This window comes from Streptomyces sp. NPDC088745, from assembly GCF_044751045.1.
GTDB classification, from domain to species: Bacteria; Actinomycetota; Actinomycetes; order Streptomycetales; family Streptomycetaceae; genus Streptomyces; species Streptomyces cremeus.
The window spans coordinates 277,460-294,793 of sequence record NZ_JBIVLB010000011.1 but is presented as its reverse complement, the minus strand read 5'-3'; the positions used below and the strand labels follow the sequence as shown (position 1 = coordinate 294,793).

General features: G+C 74.3%; 13 protein-coding genes. 4 read left to right on the top strand and 9 right to left on the bottom strand.

Features of this window, described 5'->3' with window-relative positions; genetic code table 11:
- Positions 1 to 128: 128 nt before the first annotated feature.
- The 3 genes from ACIP93_RS26930 to eccD form a co-directional block, all read right to left on the bottom strand.
- Entirely contained in the window at positions 129 to 2,342 is a 2,214-nt protein-coding gene (locus ACIP93_RS26930) for a polyribonucleotide nucleotidyltransferase (protein WP_380837817.1), read from the bottom strand.
- A gap of 369 nt (positions 2,343 to 2,711) precedes the next feature.
- Positions 2,712 to 3,002 (bottom strand): 30S ribosomal protein S15, encoded by a 291-nt coding sequence (rpsO, locus tag ACIP93_RS26925; RefSeq protein ID WP_185034549.1) that lies wholly within the window; start codon positions 3,000 to 3,002, stop codon positions 2,712 to 2,714.
- A gap of 188 nt (positions 3,003 to 3,190) precedes the next feature.
- Positions 3,191 to 4,750, bottom strand: coding sequence for a type VII secretion integral membrane protein EccD (gene eccD, locus ACIP93_RS26920; RefSeq protein WP_401762394.1), 1,560 nt, complete (start codon positions 4,748 to 4,750; stop codon positions 3,191 to 3,193).
- 505 nt (positions 4,751 to 5,255) lie between these two features.
- Between eccD and eccCa the strand changes: the two genes are divergently transcribed.
- The gene (eccCa, locus tag ACIP93_RS26915) at positions 5,256 to 9,356 is read left to right on the top strand and encodes a type VII secretion protein EccCa (protein WP_401762391.1); all 4,101 of its coding nucleotides are present in this window, start codon (positions 5,256 to 5,258) and stop codon (positions 9,354 to 9,356) included.
- 66 nt (positions 9,357 to 9,422) lie between these two features.
- Here the strand turns inward: eccCa and ACIP93_RS26910 are convergent, their stop codons facing one another.
- The 6 genes from ACIP93_RS26910 to eccB form a co-directional block, all read right to left on the bottom strand.
- Positions 9,423 to 9,722 (bottom strand): WXG100 family type VII secretion target, encoded by a 300-nt coding sequence (locus ACIP93_RS26910; protein WP_345220150.1) that lies wholly within the window; start codon positions 9,720 to 9,722, stop codon positions 9,423 to 9,425.
- 45 nt (positions 9,723 to 9,767) lie between these two features.
- A complete protein-coding gene (locus ACIP93_RS26905) occupies positions 9,768 to 10,130 on the bottom strand; it encodes a WXG100 family type VII secretion target (RefSeq protein WP_345220149.1) in 363 nt (120 codons plus the stop codon).
- Between the two features lie 16 nt (positions 10,131 to 10,146).
- Positions 10,147 to 11,460 (bottom strand): hypothetical protein, encoded by a 1,314-nt coding sequence (locus ACIP93_RS26900; RefSeq protein WP_401762386.1) that lies wholly within the window; start codon positions 11,458 to 11,460, stop codon positions 10,147 to 10,149.
- Positions 11,457 to 11,897: a hypothetical protein gene (locus ACIP93_RS26895; protein WP_401762383.1), complete on the bottom strand. Its 441-nt coding sequence runs from the start codon at positions 11,895 to 11,897 to the stop codon at positions 11,457 to 11,459. Before ACIP93_RS26895 ends, ACIP93_RS26900 begins: the two co-directional genes overlap by 4 nt.
- A gap of 171 nt (positions 11,898 to 12,068) precedes the next feature.
- On the bottom strand, positions 12,069 to 13,304 hold the full coding sequence (gene mycP, locus ACIP93_RS26890; RefSeq protein WP_401762380.1) for a type VII secretion-associated serine protease mycosin: 1,236 nt from the start codon (positions 13,302 to 13,304) through the stop codon (positions 12,069 to 12,071).
- The gene (eccB, locus tag ACIP93_RS26885; protein WP_401762377.1) at positions 13,301 to 14,806 is read right to left on the bottom strand and encodes a type VII secretion protein EccB; all 1,506 of its coding nucleotides are present in this window, start codon (positions 14,804 to 14,806) and stop codon (positions 13,301 to 13,303) included. Before eccB ends, mycP begins: the two co-directional genes overlap by 4 nt.
- Before the next feature lie 153 nt (positions 14,807 to 14,959).
- On the opposite strand from eccB, the gene eccE reads away from it, so the two are divergent.
- The 3 genes from eccE to ACIP93_RS26870 are packed head-to-tail and all read left to right on the top strand — an operon-like array spanning position 14,960 to position 17,131.
- Positions 14,960 to 16,108, top strand: coding sequence for a type VII secretion protein EccE (eccE, locus tag ACIP93_RS26880; protein ID WP_401762374.1), 1,149 nt, complete (start codon positions 14,960 to 14,962; stop codon positions 16,106 to 16,108).
- Positions 16,105 to 16,866 (top strand): hypothetical protein, encoded by a 762-nt coding sequence (locus tag ACIP93_RS26875; RefSeq protein WP_401762372.1) that lies wholly within the window; start codon positions 16,105 to 16,107, stop codon positions 16,864 to 16,866. Before eccE ends, ACIP93_RS26875 begins: the two co-directional genes overlap by 4 nt.
- A gap of 31 nt (positions 16,867 to 16,897) precedes the next feature.
- A complete protein-coding gene (locus tag ACIP93_RS26870) occupies positions 16,898 to 17,131 on the top strand; it encodes a DUF397 domain-containing protein (RefSeq protein WP_345220142.1) in 234 nt (77 codons plus the stop codon).
- Positions 17,132 to 17,334: the final 203 nt, after the last annotated feature.

The window sequence follows — 17,334 nt, the reverse complement described above, 5'->3', positions numbered from 1 at the left end:
GCGGGGGGGGGGGGGCCGGGGGGGGGGCCGGTGGCGGGCGCCCCCGGGGGGGGGGTGGGGGGGCGGGGCGCGGCCCCCCCCCGCGGGGGGGGGGGGGCCCGTCGCCGCGGAACTGCTCGACGTCACTTTTAGGCGTCGTCCTTCTGGTCGTCGTCGCCCTCTTCGCCCTCGATGACGGGGATGAGGGAGAGCTTGCCGCGGGAGTCGATCTCGGCGATCTCGACCTGCACCTTGGCGCCGACCGCGAGCACGTCCTCGACGTTCTCCACGCGCTTGCCGCCGGCGAGCTTGCGGATCTGCGAGATGTGCAGCAGACCGTCCTTGCCCGGCATGAGCGACACGAACGCGCCGAAGGTGGTCGTCTTGACGACCGTGCCCAGGTAGCGCTCGCCGACCTCCGGCATGGTCGGGTTGGCGATGCCGTTGATCGTGGCGCGGGCGGCCTCGGCGGCCGGGCCGTCGGCGGCACCGATGTAGATGGTGCCGTCGTCCTCGATCGTGATGTCGGCGCCGGTGTCCTCCTGGATCTGGTTGATCATCTTGCCCTTGGGGCCGATGACCTCACCGATCTTGTCCACCGGGATCTTGACGGTGATGATGCGCGGCGCGTTCGGGGACATCTCGTCCGGAACGTCGATGGCCTCGTTCATCACGTCGAGGATGTGCAGACGCGCGTCACGGGCCTGCTTCAGCGCGGCGGCCAGGACCGAGGCGGGGATGCCGTCGAGCTTGGTGTCGAGCTGGAGGGCGGTGACGAAGGTCTTCGTACCGGCGACCTTGAAGTCCATGTCGCCGAACGCGTCCTCGGCGCCGAGGATGTCGGTCAGCGCGACGTAGTGCGTCTTGCCGTCGATCTCCTCGGAGATGAGGCCCATGGCGATGCCGGCGACGGGGGCCTTGAGCGGCACACCGGCGTTCAGCAGCGACATGGTGGAGGCGCAGACCGAGCCCATCGAGGTGGAGCCGTTGGAGCCCAGCGCCTCGGAGACCTGGCGGATCGCGTAGGGGAACTCCTCGCGCGTCGGCAGGACCGGCACGATCGCGCGCTCGGCGAGCGCGCCGTGGCCGATCTCGCGGCGCTTGGGGGAGCCGACGCGGCCCGTCTCGCCGACGGAGTACGGCGGGAAGTTGTAGTTGTGCATGTAGCGCTTGCGGGTCACCGGGGAGAGGGTGTCCAGCATCTGCTCCATGCGCAGCATGTTGAGGGTGGTGACGCCCAGGATCTGGGTCTCGCCACGCTCGAACAGGGCGGAGCCGTGCACGCGCGGGATGGCCTCGACCTCGGCGGCGAGGGTACGGATGTCCGTGATCCCGCGGCCGTCGATGCGGACCTTGTCCTTGATGATGCGCTCGCGGACCAGCTTCTTGGTCAGCGCGCGGTACGCACCCGAGATCTCCTTCTCGCGGCCTTCGAAGGCCGGGAGCAGCTTCTCGGCTGCGATGTCCTTGACGCGGTCCAGCTCGGCCTCGCGCTCCTGCTTGCCGGCGATGGTGAGCGCCTGGGCGAGCTCGGACTTGACGGCCTTGGTGAGGGCCTCCAGGACGTCGTCCTGGTAGTCGAGGAAGACCGGGAACTCGCCGGTGGGCTTGGCGGCCTTGGCGGCGAGGTCCGACTGGGCCTTGCAGAGGTTCTTGATGAACGGCTTGGCGGCTTCCAGACCGGCGGCGACGACCTCTTCGGTCGGGGCCTCGGCGCCGTCCTTGACGAGCTGGATGGTCTTCTCGGTGGCCTCGGCCTCGACCATCATGATCGCGACGTCGCCGTCCTCCAGGACGCGACCGGCGACGACCATGTCGAAGACGGCGTCCTCGAGCTCGGTGTGCGTCGGGAACGCGACCCACTGGCCCTTGATCAGGGCGACGCGGGTGGCGCCGATCGGGCCGGAGAAGGGCAGGCCCGCCAGGATCGTGGAGCAGGACGCGGCGTTGATGGCCACCACGTCGTACAGGTGGTCGGGGTTGAGCGCCATGATCGTCTCGACGATCTGGATCTCGTTGCGCAGGCCCTTCTTGAAGGAGGGGCGCAGCGGCCGGTCGATCAGGCGGCAGGTGAGGATCGCGTCCTCGGAGGGCCGGCCCTCGCGGCGGAAGAAGCTGCCGGGGATCTTGCCGGCGGCGTACATGCGCTCTTCGACGTCCACCGTGAGGGGGAAGAAGTCGAGCTGGTCCTTGGGGCGCTTGGAGGCGGTCGTGGCCGACATCACCATGGTGTCGTCGTCCAGGTAGGCGACGGCGGAGCCGGCGGCCTGCTTGGCCAGACGGCCCGTCTCGAAGCGGATGGTGCGGGTGCCGAAAGTGCCGTTGTCGATGACGGCCTCGGCGTAGTGGGTCTCGTTCTCCACTAGCGTTTTCTCCTCGTCTTCGTCTCCTGCACCCGTGTGGTGAGGGACGGTGGCGGAGAAGGGCGCGCTCCGTGGTGCGGGCCGGTCTTCGATCGAAGCACCCGGGGTCATGTTTCTCCGGGGGCCACTACCGAGGACCGGCGGGCTGGGCTGCGCCGCTTCTCGCTGCTTCGTTGTGCTGCTTCTTCGTTCTCGTTCGTCGTGCGGTGCTGCTGGGCAGCGGTGCTGCGCTCGCAGCGGTACTGCGGGTGTTCCGCGTACCAGACTAAATGGCGACCGGTACGTCGTGCACGTACGAGCTCCGTGAGCTCCGTACGTACGGCGAAGGGAGCGGCCCCAGTAGGCGGGAACCGCTCCCTTCGTGGCGTCTTACTTGGCGCCGCCGGCCGCACCGCGGCGGATGCCGAGGCGGTCGACCAGCGCACGGAAGCGCTGGATGTCCTTCTTGGCGAGGTACTGGAGCAGGCGACGACGCTGGCCGACCAGGATCAGCAGACCCCGGCGGGAGTGGTGGTCGTGCTTGTGCGTCTTGAGGTGCTCGGTCAGGTCCGAGATGCGACGGGAAAGCATGGCGACCTGGACCTCGGGAGAGCCCGTGTCGCCCTCCTTCTGGCCGAACTCGGACATGATCTGCTTCTTTACAGCGGCGTCGAGAGCCATGCGTACTCCTCGTGAGTGAAGTGACTGCCACCGAGTGCCCCTGGTCTTGGTCTCAGGGGAGCTTCCGTTACTCGGGAGGCGGGGATCCGCTGGGCGCAGCCCCCAGAGCTCCGGGGAGACTCCGACGGGCGCGTACACAAACGGCCGTAGGTCAGAGTACCAGGCGGTTTGTGCGGGCCTCGCCAGGGCTACCTCGGGCCCAGGCCGCGCAGGGTGCGGTAGGCATCGAAGACGGCCAGGCACAGCGGGACGAGGGTGAGCAGGACGCAGCCCTCGGCGAGCTCCAGGAAGCGGCCCCAGAACGGGGTGACCCCCTTCTTGGGGACGATCAGCGCGATCGCGGTCAGGGCCGCGGCGGTGGCGGCGGTGCCTGCCGCGATGACGATCGTGCGCAGGTCGGGGGCGCCGGCGTGCGGCGGGTGCAGGGCGAGGCCGAGTCCGAGCAGGAGCAGGGCGGCGAGGCCCGCGCCGAGGGTGCAGGCGGCCTGGGCGGTGTGGCGGAAGAGGTGGGCGCGCGTCAGGAACGCGATGCCGAGGGCCAGGGCGAGGAGCTGGGCGCTGAGGCCGCCGGAGAAGCCGAGGACGGCGGCGCAGGCGGTGGCGGTGAGGGCGCAGCCGCCGACGAGGGCGGTGAGGAGGGCGTGGGCGCGGTGGGTGCGGTGGACGAGGGGGACGGGGTCCGGGCCGCCGCCGGGGTGGGTGGGATGCGTGTTCGCGTCGGCTGTCGGGGCGGGGGCGTCGGGGGTGACGGCTGTACGGGGTGGGGCGAAGCCCACGGGGAGGTGGGCGAAGCGGGCGGCGAGACCGGGGAGGCAGGCGAGGGCGCCCACCAGGAGCGGGACGCCGAGGGCGGCGGTGCGGGCGGGGGCGAGGCCGGCGAGGGCGCCGGTGAAGGTGAGCAGCAGGCCGGTGGCGGCGGCGGTCGCGGTGGCGAGGAAGGGGGCGGCGGCGAGGGAGTGCGGGGCGGGGCAGGTCCCCTCCGGGGTGCGGGGTTCCGCCGTGGGGGTGGCCAGGGCCAGCAGGACGGAGGCGAGCAGTACGGCGGTGCAGGCCAGCAGGAGGTGGAGGCGGCCGGGGCCCTGGCCGGGGGTGGGCGGCAGGAGAGCGGTGGCGGCGACGGCCGTGTGCGCGAGCGCGGGCAGGCCGAGGGCGAGGGCGGCGCCCTGGTCCTCGTACACCCGAGTGCGTACGGCGGCGAGGGCGAGGAGGAGGACGGCGGTGACCGCGGCGAGGGCGGCGGGGAGGCCGTGGGCGGGGGCCGCCCTCCAGAGGGTGAAGGCGAGCAGGGTGAGGAGGGCGGACGCGGCGAACAGACCTGCTTGGCGGGTGAGTTGGTCGCTCCAGAGGGTGCGGTCGCGGGCGACGGCGGCGGCGACCTCGTCGCACACGTCGTCGAAGACGGGCGGGGCGAGGGACTCCGCGTAGGGGCGCAGGGCCAGGATCTCGCCGTCGAGGACGCGTTGGGCGGCGAGGGTGCGGGAGCTGTCCAGCGGGGTGCCGTCGCGGCGGACCAGGTGGTGGCCGACGGGGGCGTAGGGGGTGGGGCGCGGGGCGGAGAGACGGAGGATCTCGGGGAGGAGCTCGGCGAGGGGGAGGTCGGCGGGGAGGGCGAGGTCGATGCGGGCGGTGGGGGTGGTGAGGGTGAGGCGGCGGAGGGGGGTCGGGGGGTGGGGTGGGGGTGAGGTGGGGGTCGGGGTTTGGGCCGGGGTTTGGGTGGGGGTGGGGGTTTGGGTCGGGGTGGTGGGCAACGGGAGGGTCTCCTTTCGGGGGATGTTCGGGTGGGGTGTTTCGGGTGGGGATGTTTCGGGTGGGGGTGTGAGGGGGCGTTGGTCCAACGGGGGTGGGGGCGGGGAGGGTGCGGGGGCGCCGGGAGCTTGCGGGGGGACGGGGCGAGTCCGGGGCCTTGGTGGACGTGTGGCCGGTGCAGGCGCTTGGGCAGGAGCGGCACCCGGGTGGGCCGGGAGCGGAAAGGGCCGCCCCCTTGCCCGCCCTCCCCCAAGCTCTCGGCTTCGCTCAAGCAAGGGGTGCCCCCTCGTCCCCTTGGGGCGGCTGCGAAAACCCAAGGAAACGGGGGTGGCAGGGCGGCTGCGAAAACCCAAGGAAGCGGGGGCGGCAGGGTGCCTGCGACGCACAAGGGGACGGGGAAGAAGGAATGAGCGCATCGCCCGAGGGGTGGGGGCGGGGCAGTAGGGTTCGCGGGCGGTTGAGGGGGGTTGGGGGGCATACGGCTGTTCGGTGAGGGGATCGGGGATCGTGGGTCAGGTTGTAGTGAAGCGTCCGCCTCGGGTGTTGCCGCCCGTTTCCCCGGCCGAGCAGGTGCGGGTGCAGCCGCCGCCCGAGTTGCCGCGCGGGCAGCAGGAGGGGGTGCTGATGCAGCTCCTGCCGCTGCTCGGGATGGGCGGGTCGGTGGTCTTTCTGTTCCTCGGCAAGCAGACGATCATGATGGTGATGGGCGGGCTCATGATCGCCTCCACCGTCACCATGGCGATCGCCATGATGGTGCGTCACCGGCGGGGCAATCAGGGGCAGTTGGCGGATCTGCGGCGTGACTACCTCAGGCACCTCGCGCAGGCGCGGCGGGCCGTGCGGAAGATCGCCCGGACCCAGCGGGACGTGCAGTTGTTCGTGCATCCGGCTCCGGAGCAGCTCTGGGCGCTCGTGGCCGAGGGCAGCCGGGTGTGGGAGCGGCGGGTGGGCGACCCCGATTTCGTGCAGGTGCGGGTGGGGCTGGGGAGTCAGGCGCTCGCCGCTCCCCTGGAGGCTCCGGAGACCGCGCCCGTCGATGAGCTGGAGCCGCTGACGGCGGGGGCGCTGAAGCGGTTTCTGGCGGTGCACAGCACGGTGGACGATCTGCCGATGGCCGTGTCGTTGCGGGCCTTCTACCACGTGACGGTGAGTGGGGACGAGGAGCGCGCACGGGACGAGGTGCGGGCCGTGGTCGGGCAGTTGGGCGCGTTGCACTCCCCCGCCGACCTGGTGGTCGCGGTCGCGGCGGGCGAGCGGGCCGCGGCGGAGTGGGAATGGGTGAAGTGGCTGCCGCACGCGCAGGCGCGCGACGTGTCGGTCGCGGAGGACGGCGCCGGCTGCCGGAGGCTGGTGGCCGGCGGGGTGCGGGAGCTGGAGGAACTGCTCGGCGGGGTGCTGGAGGGGCGGCCCCGCTTCCGGGCGGACGGGGAGCCGTTGGTGGAGCGGCCGCACGTGGTGGTCGTACTCGACGGCGTGACGGTTGTGCCGGGGTGTGCGCTGGCCTCGGCGGACGGGCTCCAGGGGGTGACCGTGGTCGAGGTCGTGCCCGGGGAGCTGGGCGACGAGGACGCGCGGGGTGCGCTGTCCGTGGTCGTACGGGAAGGAGCGTTGCGGCTGGAGTCGGGGCGGGCGGAGGGCGCGGTCGTGTACGAGGGCGTGCCGGACGCCCTCGAGGTCGCGGCGGCGGAGGCGCTGGCCCGGCAGCTCGCGCCGCTGCGGGCCCCGGTGGGGGTCGACGAGGGTGAACCGCTGCTGGCGGAGCTGGAGTTCACCGATCTGCTGGAGCTGGGGGACGCCGGGGAGGTCGAGGTCGCGCGGACCTGGCGGGCGCGGCCCCGGGCGGACCGGTTGCGGGTGCCGATCGGGGTCGGGGAGGACGGTGCTCCCGTACTCCTGGATCTGAAGGAGGCGGCGCAGGAGGGGATGGGTCCGCACGGGCTCTGTGTCGGGGCGACCGGGTCGGGCAAGTCGGAGCTGCTGCGGACGCTGGTGCTGGGGCTGGCGGTCACGCACTCGTCGGAGACCTTGAACTTCGTGCTGGCGGACTTCAAGGGCGGGGCGACGTTCGCGGGGATGGCGCGGTTGCCGCACGTGGCGGCGGTGATCACCAATCTGGCTGACGACCTGTCGCTGGTGGACCGGATGGGGGACTCGATCCGGGGCGAGCTGAACCGGCGGCAGGAGCTGCTGCGGGACGCGGGCAACTACGCGAACGTGCACGACTACGAGCGGGCGCGGGCGGCGGGGGTGCGGGCGGGCCGGGCGCCGTTGGCGCCGATCCCGTCGCTGGTGCTGGTGATCGACGAGTTCAGCGAGCTGCTGACGGCGATGCCGGACTTCATCGAGATGTTCGTGCAGATCGGGCGGATCGGCCGGTCGCTGGGGGTTCATCTGCTGCTGGCGTCGCAGCGGCTGGAGGAGGGGCGGCTGCGCGGCCTCGAGACGTACCTGTCGTACCGGGTGGGGCTGCGCACCTTCTCGGCTGCGGAGTCGCGGGCGGCGCTGGGGGTGCCGGACGCGTACCGGCTGCCGAACGTGCCGGGGTCGGGGTACCTCAAGCACGGGACGGACGAGCTGGTGCGGTTCAAGGCCGCGTACGTCTCCGGGCCGTACCGGAGCGGGGCGGACGCGGGGGACGCCGGGACGGGGCCGGGGGCCGGGGCTCGGCAGTGGCGGGGGCCGGTGCGGTTCACAGCGGGGTGGGTGGACCCGGGGGCGGGTGACGTGCGGGACGGGGACGCGGCACCGGAGGCGCGCTCGGCGCGGGGTGGGAGCGGGGCGCCGGAGGCGCACGGTACGCGTGGGGACACGCCGGACGGCGCCGACGGGTGCGTCGGCACGGTTCCCCCGCCGGCGCGGTCGCCCGGGGGAGGTACGGAGGAGGCGCTCGGGGAGTCCGTGCTGGACGTGGTGGTGCGCAGGCTGGAGGGGCGGGGGCCCGGGGCGCACCAGGTGTGGCTGCCGCCGTTGGACTCTCCGCCGGCGCTCGACGCGTTCGGGGCCGCGGGCGCCCTGACCGTACCGCTGGGGTACGTCGACAAGCCGTACGAGCAGCGGCGGGACGTGCTGGTGCGGGACTTCTCCGGGGCCGGTGGCCACATGCAGATCGTCGGCGGGCCGCGGTCCGGGAAGTCGACCTTGCTGCGCACGCTCGTGGCCGCGTTCGCGTGGACGCACTCGCCGCGGGACGTGCAGTTCTACGGGCTGGACTTCGGCGGGGGCGGGCTGTCGGCCGTCGCCGGGCTGCCGCACGTCGGGGGTGTCGCCTCGCGGCTCGACCCCGAGCGGGTGCGGCGGACTGTCGCCGAGGTGCACGGGGTGCTGGCGGACCGCGAAGAGCTCTTCCGGGCCGCCGGCATCGACTCCGTGGCGACCTGCCGGACGATGCGGGCGCGCGGCGAGGGGGCCGCGGCCGCGCAGCCGTGGGGGGACGTGTTCCTGGTGGTGGACGGCTGGGGGAACTTCCGTACCGAGTACGAGGCCCTGGAGCCGGTGGTCGTCGACATCGCGGCGCGGGGGCTCGGGTACGGGGTGCACGTGGTGCTGACCGCCTCGCGGTCGATGGAGGTACGCGGCCAGCTCAAGGACCTGCTGATGAACCGGCTGGAGCTGCGGCTCGGTGACGTCATGGACTCCGAGCTGGACCGGAAGGCCGCCGCCCAGGTGCCGGCCGGGGTGCCGGGGCGCGGTCTGACCCCCGAGAAGCTGCACTTCATGGGGGCGGTGCCGCGCTGCGACGGGGTGGAGTCGGCGGAGGGGCTGGCGGCGGCCACCGCCGCGCTCGTACGGGAGGTCCGGGAGCGGTGGGCGGACGTTCCGCGGGCTCCTCGCGTACGTCTGCTGCCGAGGGAACTGCCCGCGCGGGAACTGCCGGGCGGCGGGGAGCGGCCCGGGGACGGGGTGGCGTTCGGCGTGGACGAGGACCGGCTGGAACCGGTGTTCGCGGACTTCGAACGGGACCCGTTCTTCCTGGTGTTCGGGGAGGGCGAGTCGGGCAGGACGAATCTGCTGCGGTTGCTGATCGGGCAGTTGAGCGAGCGGTACGCGGGCGAGGACTGCAAGTTCTTCGTGATCGACGACCGGCGGGGACTGCTCGGCGCCGCTCCCCCGTCGCATCTGGCGGAGTACGTGCCGATGTCGCACTCCATGGACCACCACGTGGAGGCGCTGGCCGAACTGATGCGGCGGCGGGCCCCGTCGGCGGACGTGACGGCGCGGGAGTTGAAGGAACGGAGCTGGTGGGAGGGGCCGACGGTGTTCGTGGTGGTGGACGACTACGACCTGGTGGCCACGTCGAGCGGCAATCCGCTGGCGCCGCTGGTGGAGCTGCTGCCGTTCGCGCGGGACGTCGGCGTGCGGTTCGTGCTGGCGCGGAACACGGCGGGGGCGAGCAGGGCGGCCTATGAGCCGTTCGTGCAGCGGATGGTGGAGCTGGGGGCGCAGGGGGTGGTGCTGTCCGGCGATCCGAATGAGGGGGAGGTGTTCGCCGGGGTACGGCCGAGACCGCTGCCCGTGGGGCGCGGGGTGGCGGTGTCCCGGCGGAGGGGGGCGGCGTTGGTGCAGACGGGATGGGTGGAGCAGGGGGGACGCGTGGGAGCGGGCGGCTGAGGCCGGGGCACGGCGGAGCGCCCCGGCCCCGGTGCCGGGACGGGGGGCGCTCGTGTGTGGTTCCGCCTACAGGAAGCCCTGGGCGGCTTTGCGGTCGCCCTCGCGGTAGGCGGGCGCGGCGTTCTGGACGGCGCGGGAGATCTGGAGGAGGGAGGTGTGGATGGCCTTCGCCTCGCGGTCCCATTGGGCCTGGGCCGTGTTGTAGGCCTCGCGGGCGTCGCCGGCCCAGAGTTCGGAGACGGCGGAGATCTTCGTCCTGATGGCCTCGAGGCTCTGGTCCAGGCGGTTCGCCTGGGTCTGGATCGCGCGGGCCGCGTCGTCCAGAGCCGCGTACGTGACCAGCATGGTGCCGTCGTTGGCGGGCATGGCGGTGCTCCTCAAGGTTGGATCGGGTGGGTGGGGGCCGGTGGGTCAGTAGCGGGAGAACGAGGAAGGGGGTGCGGGGGGTGTGGTGCCGCCTCCCTGGTAGCCGGGGGCCACGTCGATTCCGCGCATCGCGGCGAGGACGTCGTCCTCCGTGTTTCCCGAGATCGTGCGGGCCGCTTCGATCGCCTCCTGGAATTTCAGGAGGAGCTTGCCGATGCGGACCATGTTCTGGTTGATCTGCGCCTGTTTGGTGTTGAAGGCGCCCGCCCCGATTCCCTTCCACTGCCCTTCCAGGGCGTCGATCGTGGCGTGCAGCGCGTGGAGTTGGCCCTTCACGCTCTGGAAGTTCTGGTTGAGCTCCGTCTGGAGTTGCGCCAGCGCGACTCCGTTGACCTTCTGGACTGCCATGGGTGGGGTCTCCTCCTCAGTGCGGGGGGTGGGGGTCCGCCGGGGCGGTGATGACCGCGGGGGTGGCCGGGGGCCGGCCCGCGGTCCAGGTCGAGGTGTCCTCGGTGGCCCGGGGCGGCGGCGTCGTGCGGCGGCCGGTGCGGGGGGCGACGGCCGACCGGGAGCGCACCAGGCCCGCGCCGCCCTGGGTGAAGGCGGGGCGAGGGGTGGGCGTCGCCGTTCGCGCGGGGATGCCGCCCGTGATTCCCGGGATGCCGGGGAGGGCGCGCGGGAGCGGGGCGGCCGGGGCGGGCCCGCTGCCCCCGGCCGGGGTCGCGGCGAAGCCGGGGGCGCCGGTGGGGGGCAGGGACGAGGGCGTTCCGTACCCGGAAGGCACCGCGCGGGTCAGCAGGGGGACGGCGACCCCTCCGGAGATCGCCCCGGGGAGCGGCTGTGCCGGGGCCGGGGCGGGGCCCGGTGGCTGGGCGGACGCGGCCGGCGGCGAGGCCGGCTGCGCGCCCGGGGACACGCTGTTGAGCTCCATGGCCGTCGGCGGCGCGGGCTCGGTGGGCGTGGCCGGGGCGAGCGGTGCGGGGGCTGCCGGGTGCGGTGGGCCCGCGGAGGTCAGGTCGTCCCGGGTGGCGTCCTCGCCCCAGGCCGGGGCGGACCCGTGCGGGGCGGTGCGGGGGGCCGACGGGACCGTTCCGGAGAGGTCGGCCGATGCGGCGGGACCGCTGCCCGAACCACCCGCGCCGCCCGCGCTACCCGGACCGCCCATACTGCCCGCACTACCCGGACCGCCCATGCCGCCCGCACCGCCCGCGCCCGTCGGCGCAGAAGGCGCGGCGGCGGTTCCGGGCGAGGCCGGTCGCGGGACGTCTGCCCGCAGGTCGGGGACGAAGGCGGGCGGTTCCGCCGAGGCCAGGTTCGCGCCCGCCACCGCGTAGAAGGAGGCCAGCCGGTTGAGCTGGTTCACCGCCTCCTGCCGGTGCGGTTCCGCCGGTCCGCCGGGCAGGCCCCCGTCCGGGGCCGTGCTCCGCGGCGGCATGGAGTTCCGTACCGACGTCAGGCCCCCGGCGGCCTCCTCCAGTTGGCCGGCGACGATGCCCGCGTACCTGCCCAGGTCGTCCGCGTGGTCGGCCAGACGGGCGCCGAAGCGGCGGAACTCCCGTTCCGCCTCGCCCTTCCACGCCACTCCGTCCAGGCGGCGGCGCAGTTCGACCGCCATGTCCGCGAAGGCCGCGCGCACCTCGGTCAGCGCGAGGGCCGCGCCTGCCACCGCGCGCGGGTTCGCTGCGTCGACCAGGTCGATCATCGTGTTCAGGGGCTGGTCCTCGAAGCCGCTCGTCATGCGTCGGCCCGCCCTTCGTGTTCCGTACGGGACCGGATCGACCAGAAGCGCCGGCGCTGGTCCTCCTCCAGGTTGTCGAAGCCGATCTCCGCGCCATGGACCGCGATCGACAGGTACTCGATCTGTTCGGTGAGGGAGCGGGAGAGCTTCACCAGGCCCAGGTGCGCACGGCGGTACTGCGCGTGCAGGTCGTCGGCCTCCGGGAAGGGGGTGCCGGGTGCGCCCAGGTCGGCGCGGGTGAGGCGGTGGGCCGCCGGCCTTCCCGGGCCCGCCGGGCCGTCCTCGAACGTGGCGAGCAGCGTGTGCACGTGGGTGCGGAAGCGGCGCAGCGCGTCCGCGCCCCGGGCGAGGTCGCCGCCGAGGCCGCCCCCCGGTGCGGTGGGGGCGGCCGGTGCGGTGGGGGCGGCCGGTGCGGGAGTGCGGTCTCCGTCGCGCACGGGGCTCCTTTCGTCCCGGAGGTCGGGGTGGTGCCGATCGGTTGAGCGTGCCATCGGACCGGAGTGGCGGATGCGGCCAAGTGGCTGGTCAGGAGCGGTGATCGGGGTGGCGAGCCGGTGCCTGCGGGCAGGGGCGCGGGGCGTATTGCGACTGCCGTTCGGCGGGTGGCGTCAGGTTCCCGGGTCCTGCGGCGTCCTCCTGCGACGCCTCGCGTCCCGTACCGCCACGGCGGTGCCCGTCAGGGTCGCCAGCGCCACCGCGCCGGCGGTCACGACGTACACCGCCAGGCGTACGGTCCGTTCCTGCGGTGTTTCGCCGCTGGGGGCGTGCAGCGGGTCGGGCGTCCGCGCGCGGGGCGCACGCCCGGCGGCGGGGCGGGCGTCGTCGGTCAGGGCGCGCAGGGGGTCGGCGACGCCCCAGCCGAGGAGGGCGTCGGGGCCCGGGGACGGGCGTTCGGCGGTCTGCTGGATCCGGGTGACGACCTGTGCGGCGGTCCAGCCCCTGTGCTTGCCCCTGAGGAGGGCGGCGAGTCCGGCGACGTACGGGGCGGAGAAGCTCGTACCGCTGTCGGTGCAGTGGCCGCCGCCGGGGAAGGTGGAGACGATGTCCGTGCCGGGGGCGGCGATGCCGACGAAGTCGCCGGTCTGGGAGAAGTGGGCGCGTTCGTTGTCGCGGTCGGCGGCGGCGACGGCGAGGACGCCGTCGTAGGAGGCGGGGTAGGTGCGTTTCGCCGTGCCGTCGGAGCCGCTGTTGCCGGCGGAGGCGATGACGACGATGTCGTCGCGGAGGGCGGCCCGCACGGCTCGTTCCAGGCCGGGCGGGTCCGTGGTGTCGGCCGTGTCCTGGGAGATGTTGATGATGTCGGCGTTCTGGTCCATGGCGTGCTCGATGGCCTGCGCCAGGGTTGCCGGGGTGCCCCCGCCCCGGGCGTCGTTCTGGTCGATCGGGATGATCGTGGCTTCCGGGGCCAGGCCGACGAAGCCCGTGCCGGGGCGGGGGCGGGCGGCGATGATCCCGGCGACCTCGGTGCCGTGGCCGACCTCGTCGTGGGTGCCGTTGGTGACGGGGCCGCGGGGAACGCCCCGGAGCGGGAGGGTGCGGCCGCGGGACGGGTCGACCGCGTCGCGGAGCTGGGGGTGCCGCGCGTCCACGCCGGTGTCGATGACGGCGACACGGATGCCTCTGCCCCGCGTGGTCGACTTCTCCCAGATCTCGTTCAGCGGGAGGCGTCGCAGGGACCAGGGGCGGCCGCCGTACGGCGCGGAGCCGACGGTGCACGGTTCCTGGCCGGCCGTGGCCTCCGACTGGCCGCGCGCCTGCGCCGACGGCAGGCAGAGCACCGCGAGCGCGAACGTCGCGGCACAGCGGAGCGCCGTGCCCCGGTACGTGTTCCGGGTGCGGCTCACGGGCCCTGCACCTGCACCGCCGCGCCGGTCGACAGGCGGGGGCCGGTCGGCAGGAGGGAGGACCAGGCCCTGGGGACCGGGATGTAGGAGGCGTCGGAGTAGCCGAGGAGGTCCACCGCGGCCTTCGCCGCGCCCTTCGCCGCGGGGTCGGGGCCGTCGCGGTGGCCCGTGTCGCCGGGTTCGGCGCCGCCCCTGGTCTGGATGCTGTGCCGGAAGCCCGCGTCGGTGGCGAGGAAGACGGGGCCCACGTCGGTCCGGTCGCCGGTGAACTGGCGGTAGAGCTGGCCGGAGCCGGGGGTGACGTAGGAGGGGGTGGTGGGGCCGGGGAGGGGGCGGGGGAAGCCGGGGCCCGACCAGACGCCGAGGGTGGTCCGGCCGGTGGCCCTGTCGACGGAGTGCAGGACGGAGCAGACGGTGGCGGAGGCGGGGCGGGCGGCGGGGGCCAAGTCGGGCCACCGTCCCTTTCCGTACGGGCGGAACCAGGCGCCCGTGGAGGGGATCCTGGCCGCGATGGGCTCGGTCTGCGGGATCGCCCTGAGCGCGTCGCTGCCGAGCAGGAGCGCGGCGACGAAATCGGTGACGGGTGCGATCCGGTCGGCGAGGACGACGTACCGCTGGCGCTTCCCGCCCTCGCGGGCTTGCAGGACCGTGCCGATCCGCCGTGCCTGCGGCGGCAGTTGGCGGACGCGGGAGGGTCGGGTGGCTCCGGGCACCGGGGGCATCGTGATCCGGCTACCCGCGTGGAGCGTGTCGAGCCATTCGCGCGAAACCGGCTGCGGCGCCCTCCCGCTGCCCACGACGAGCCTCAGCAGCAGGCCGTCCGTGTGGTCGATGGGGTAGGCCGTGCCCGTGGCGTCCACCACGTGGTGCCCGCCCCCCTCGGCCGTGCTCCGTACGTACAACAACTGGCCTCCGTGCAGCAGTCGGGGCCGCTTCAGCTTGCCCTCGTCCCGTGCCGAGAAGACGAAGACCGCCGTCCGGACGTCCTCGCCCCGGGGCACGGGACGGTCGCAGGCCGCCCAGCGCTTGGGGGTGGTCGCCTCCCTCCGGGAGGGCAGGCGGTCCGGTGCGTACGGAATGCCGACGGCGGGGCCGCGCGGCAGCTTCTCCTCCTCGTCGATGAGCCGATCGGCGACCCTGATGACGAGTTGGCCCCTCCTGCCCTGCGTGTCCACGAGGAGCCGGGCGGACGCCATGTTCAGGACGGGGTGGAGCTGCGCCTTCCCATTGGTCCGCAGCACCACGTAACGGGTGGTGGACGGGTTCGCGACGATGACGTTCGCATACGGGGCCTGCCAGCCCGGTGGCGCCGCCGGGCTCAGCAGCCCCCACACCCCGAACCCCGCCAGTCCCACCGCCCCCGCCAGCACCCCCGGCAGAACGGCTCGCAGTGGGCGGGGGGCGCCCTCGTCCGAGCCGGTCGAAGTGGGGCGCAGGAACTGTGCGACCAGCCTCCGCTTCGCGAAGACGTACGCGTTGAGTTCGTCCCGTCGTGATGCCATCGGACCGCCGCCACTCTCCCCCGGTCGCCGCTTTCGGACCCCTCCCCCGCCGCCCCGAACCGTGAATTCGGTCACTCACAGCTCGGATAGGGTGAACGCTCCGTCAACTCCCGTGCGGAAGCGGGGGTTACGGCCGCAGGAGGCGGTACGGCGATGGGGACGAGGGTGCGCGGGCTCAACAGGTCTTTCGGAGTACGGGAGTTGGTGCTCTGCGAAGGCGCCGTCGCGGTGGCCGCGGCAGGTGCGGCGGGCGGCCCGGCCTGGACCGTGCCGGGGGTGGCGGCCGGGGCGGCGGGAGTGTCGCTGGTCGTGCTGCGCCGGGGCGGGCGGAGCGTGTTCGGGTGGCTGGCGGTGGCGGCCGCGTTCCGGGCCCGGCGGCGGCGCGGGGATTCCGCTTGTGCGGGGCTCGACCGGTACGCGTACGAGAGGCGGCGCGGACCGGCGGGGGCCCGGGAGGTCGGGATGGTGGGCGACGGGACGTTCCTGACGGCGGTGGTACGGGTCGAGGTCTCCGACGCGGGACTGCGCCCGGCGGACGGCGCGGCGGAACTGCCGTGGGACCTGCTCGCCGGGGCGCTGGAGGTGGACGACGTCGTCCTGGCGTCGGCGCAGGTGGTGCAGCAGGTGCGGGGCGCGGCGGCGGGCACGGCTGCGGTCCGGGGCGCGGGGACGGCCGGGGGCACGCGCGCGGGCGGGGGCGCGCCCGTGGTGCGGGCGACGTGGGTGGCGCTGCGGCTGGAGCCGGAACTGTGCCCGGAGGCGGTGGCCGCGCGCGGCGGCGGGCCCGGCGGGGCGCAGCGGTGTCTGGTGCGGGCCGCCGACCAGGTGGCGAGCCGGCTGACGGAGGTGCACGGGCTGCGGGCCACGGTGCTGGACCAGCCGGGACTGGACTCGGCGCTGGGCGCGGCGCGGTGCGGCGGACCGGGGCTCGCGGTGGGCGGCGAGGAGTCCGTACGGGCCTGGTGCGGCGAGGGGCGGGCGCACACCGTGTACGCGTTCGGGGGTGATCCGCGGGATGCCGTGGCGCTCGCCGCGGCGCTGCCCGGGGAGGCGGCGGTGGCGGCCACGGTGAGCCTGACGCTGCGGCACCGGAGGGCTCGGGGAGTGGTGGGCGGGGTGGGCGTGAGGAGGGCGGGCGCCGAGGGGCACGTGCGGGTCACCTGCGCGGAGGAGTCCGAACTCGACCGTGTACGGGAGGAGTTGGCGCGCGGGTTCCGGGCCGCGCGACTGGATCTCGTACGGATGGACTGGGAACAGCTTCCCGGACTGCGGGCCACGCTGCCGCTCGGGGGTGCGTGGTGAGGAGCTTGTTCGGGGCGCGCGGCAGCCGGAATCGCGCCTCCTTCGGCCGTGGGCTGCCGGTCGGGGGCGACGGTGTTCCCGTCGGGGCCGACGCGCGGGGGCGGTTGCTGCTGCTCGGGTCGCACCGGTCCGTTCCGTACGACGTGGTGCTGATCGGCGGTGTGTGGACGGCGCAGGTCCTGGCGCTGCGGGCCGCGCGGGGCGGGGTGCGGGTCGTGGTCGAGACGGGCCGGGCGGGGCTGTGGGCGGGGGTCGCGGAGGCGGCCGGCGCGGAGGTGTGCGGGGTGGGGCGGGTGCCGGCGGCGGGCGCGGACGAGGGGTGTCCGGTGCTGGTCGTACGGGACTGCGGGATGCGGCCGCCGCGGGGGCGGGTGGCGCCCGCGCCCTGGCAGTCGGTACTGACGCTGCTGCCCTATCTGAGCCCGGTGGCTCCCGGGCTGGTGCGGAACGCGGCGCTGGTGGGCGTGCAGCGGGTCTCCCCGCAGGAGGCGGAACACCTGGGGCGCCTCCTGGCCCTCTCCCCCACGGAGCGCGGCACCCTGCCGGGTCTGGCCGACGGGGTCACCCTGTGGTGCGCCGACGGCCCCGAGCGCCACTGGGTCACCACCGCACCGGACCCCTCGGAGTCGGCCCTGCTCGGGCCGCCGCGCCGGATGGATCCCGCCGGGGACCGGGCCCCTGCGGACAATGGCGCGATCCCCCTCCCGTCCATCGGGCACCATGGCCTAGGCAACGGCGCCCGCGAGGGCGACGGTTGAGCCGAGTGGACGTGACGAAGGGGACAGCGGAATGGGAACTCAGCAGGAGAAGGACGAGCTCTACGCCCTCGACATCTCGGATGTGGAGTGGCTCGGCGCGCCCGGCACCGAGGACGCCGAGGAGCGGGTGGAGATCGCGTACCTGCCCGGCGGCGCGGTCGCGATGCGCTCGTCGACGGACCCCGGGACGGTGCTGCGGTACACCGAGGCGGAGTGGACGGCGTTCGTCCTGGGCGCGCGGGACGGGGAGTTCGACCTCACGTAGCCGTCGGGAGCCGTGGAGGGCCGGGGCGGCCGCCGGAGGGGCTTCCGGGGCCGCCCTCTTCCGGTTGCGGGCGGGTGGATGGATGGGCGGGCGGGTTGTGCGTGCGCGGTGGGCCATGGGTCCCGCGTCCTGCCGCACGTGCCGACATCTGATTGTTGGGAAGCGGGTCGGGGGAGACGGGCCGGGTCACCTTCCGTGCGGAG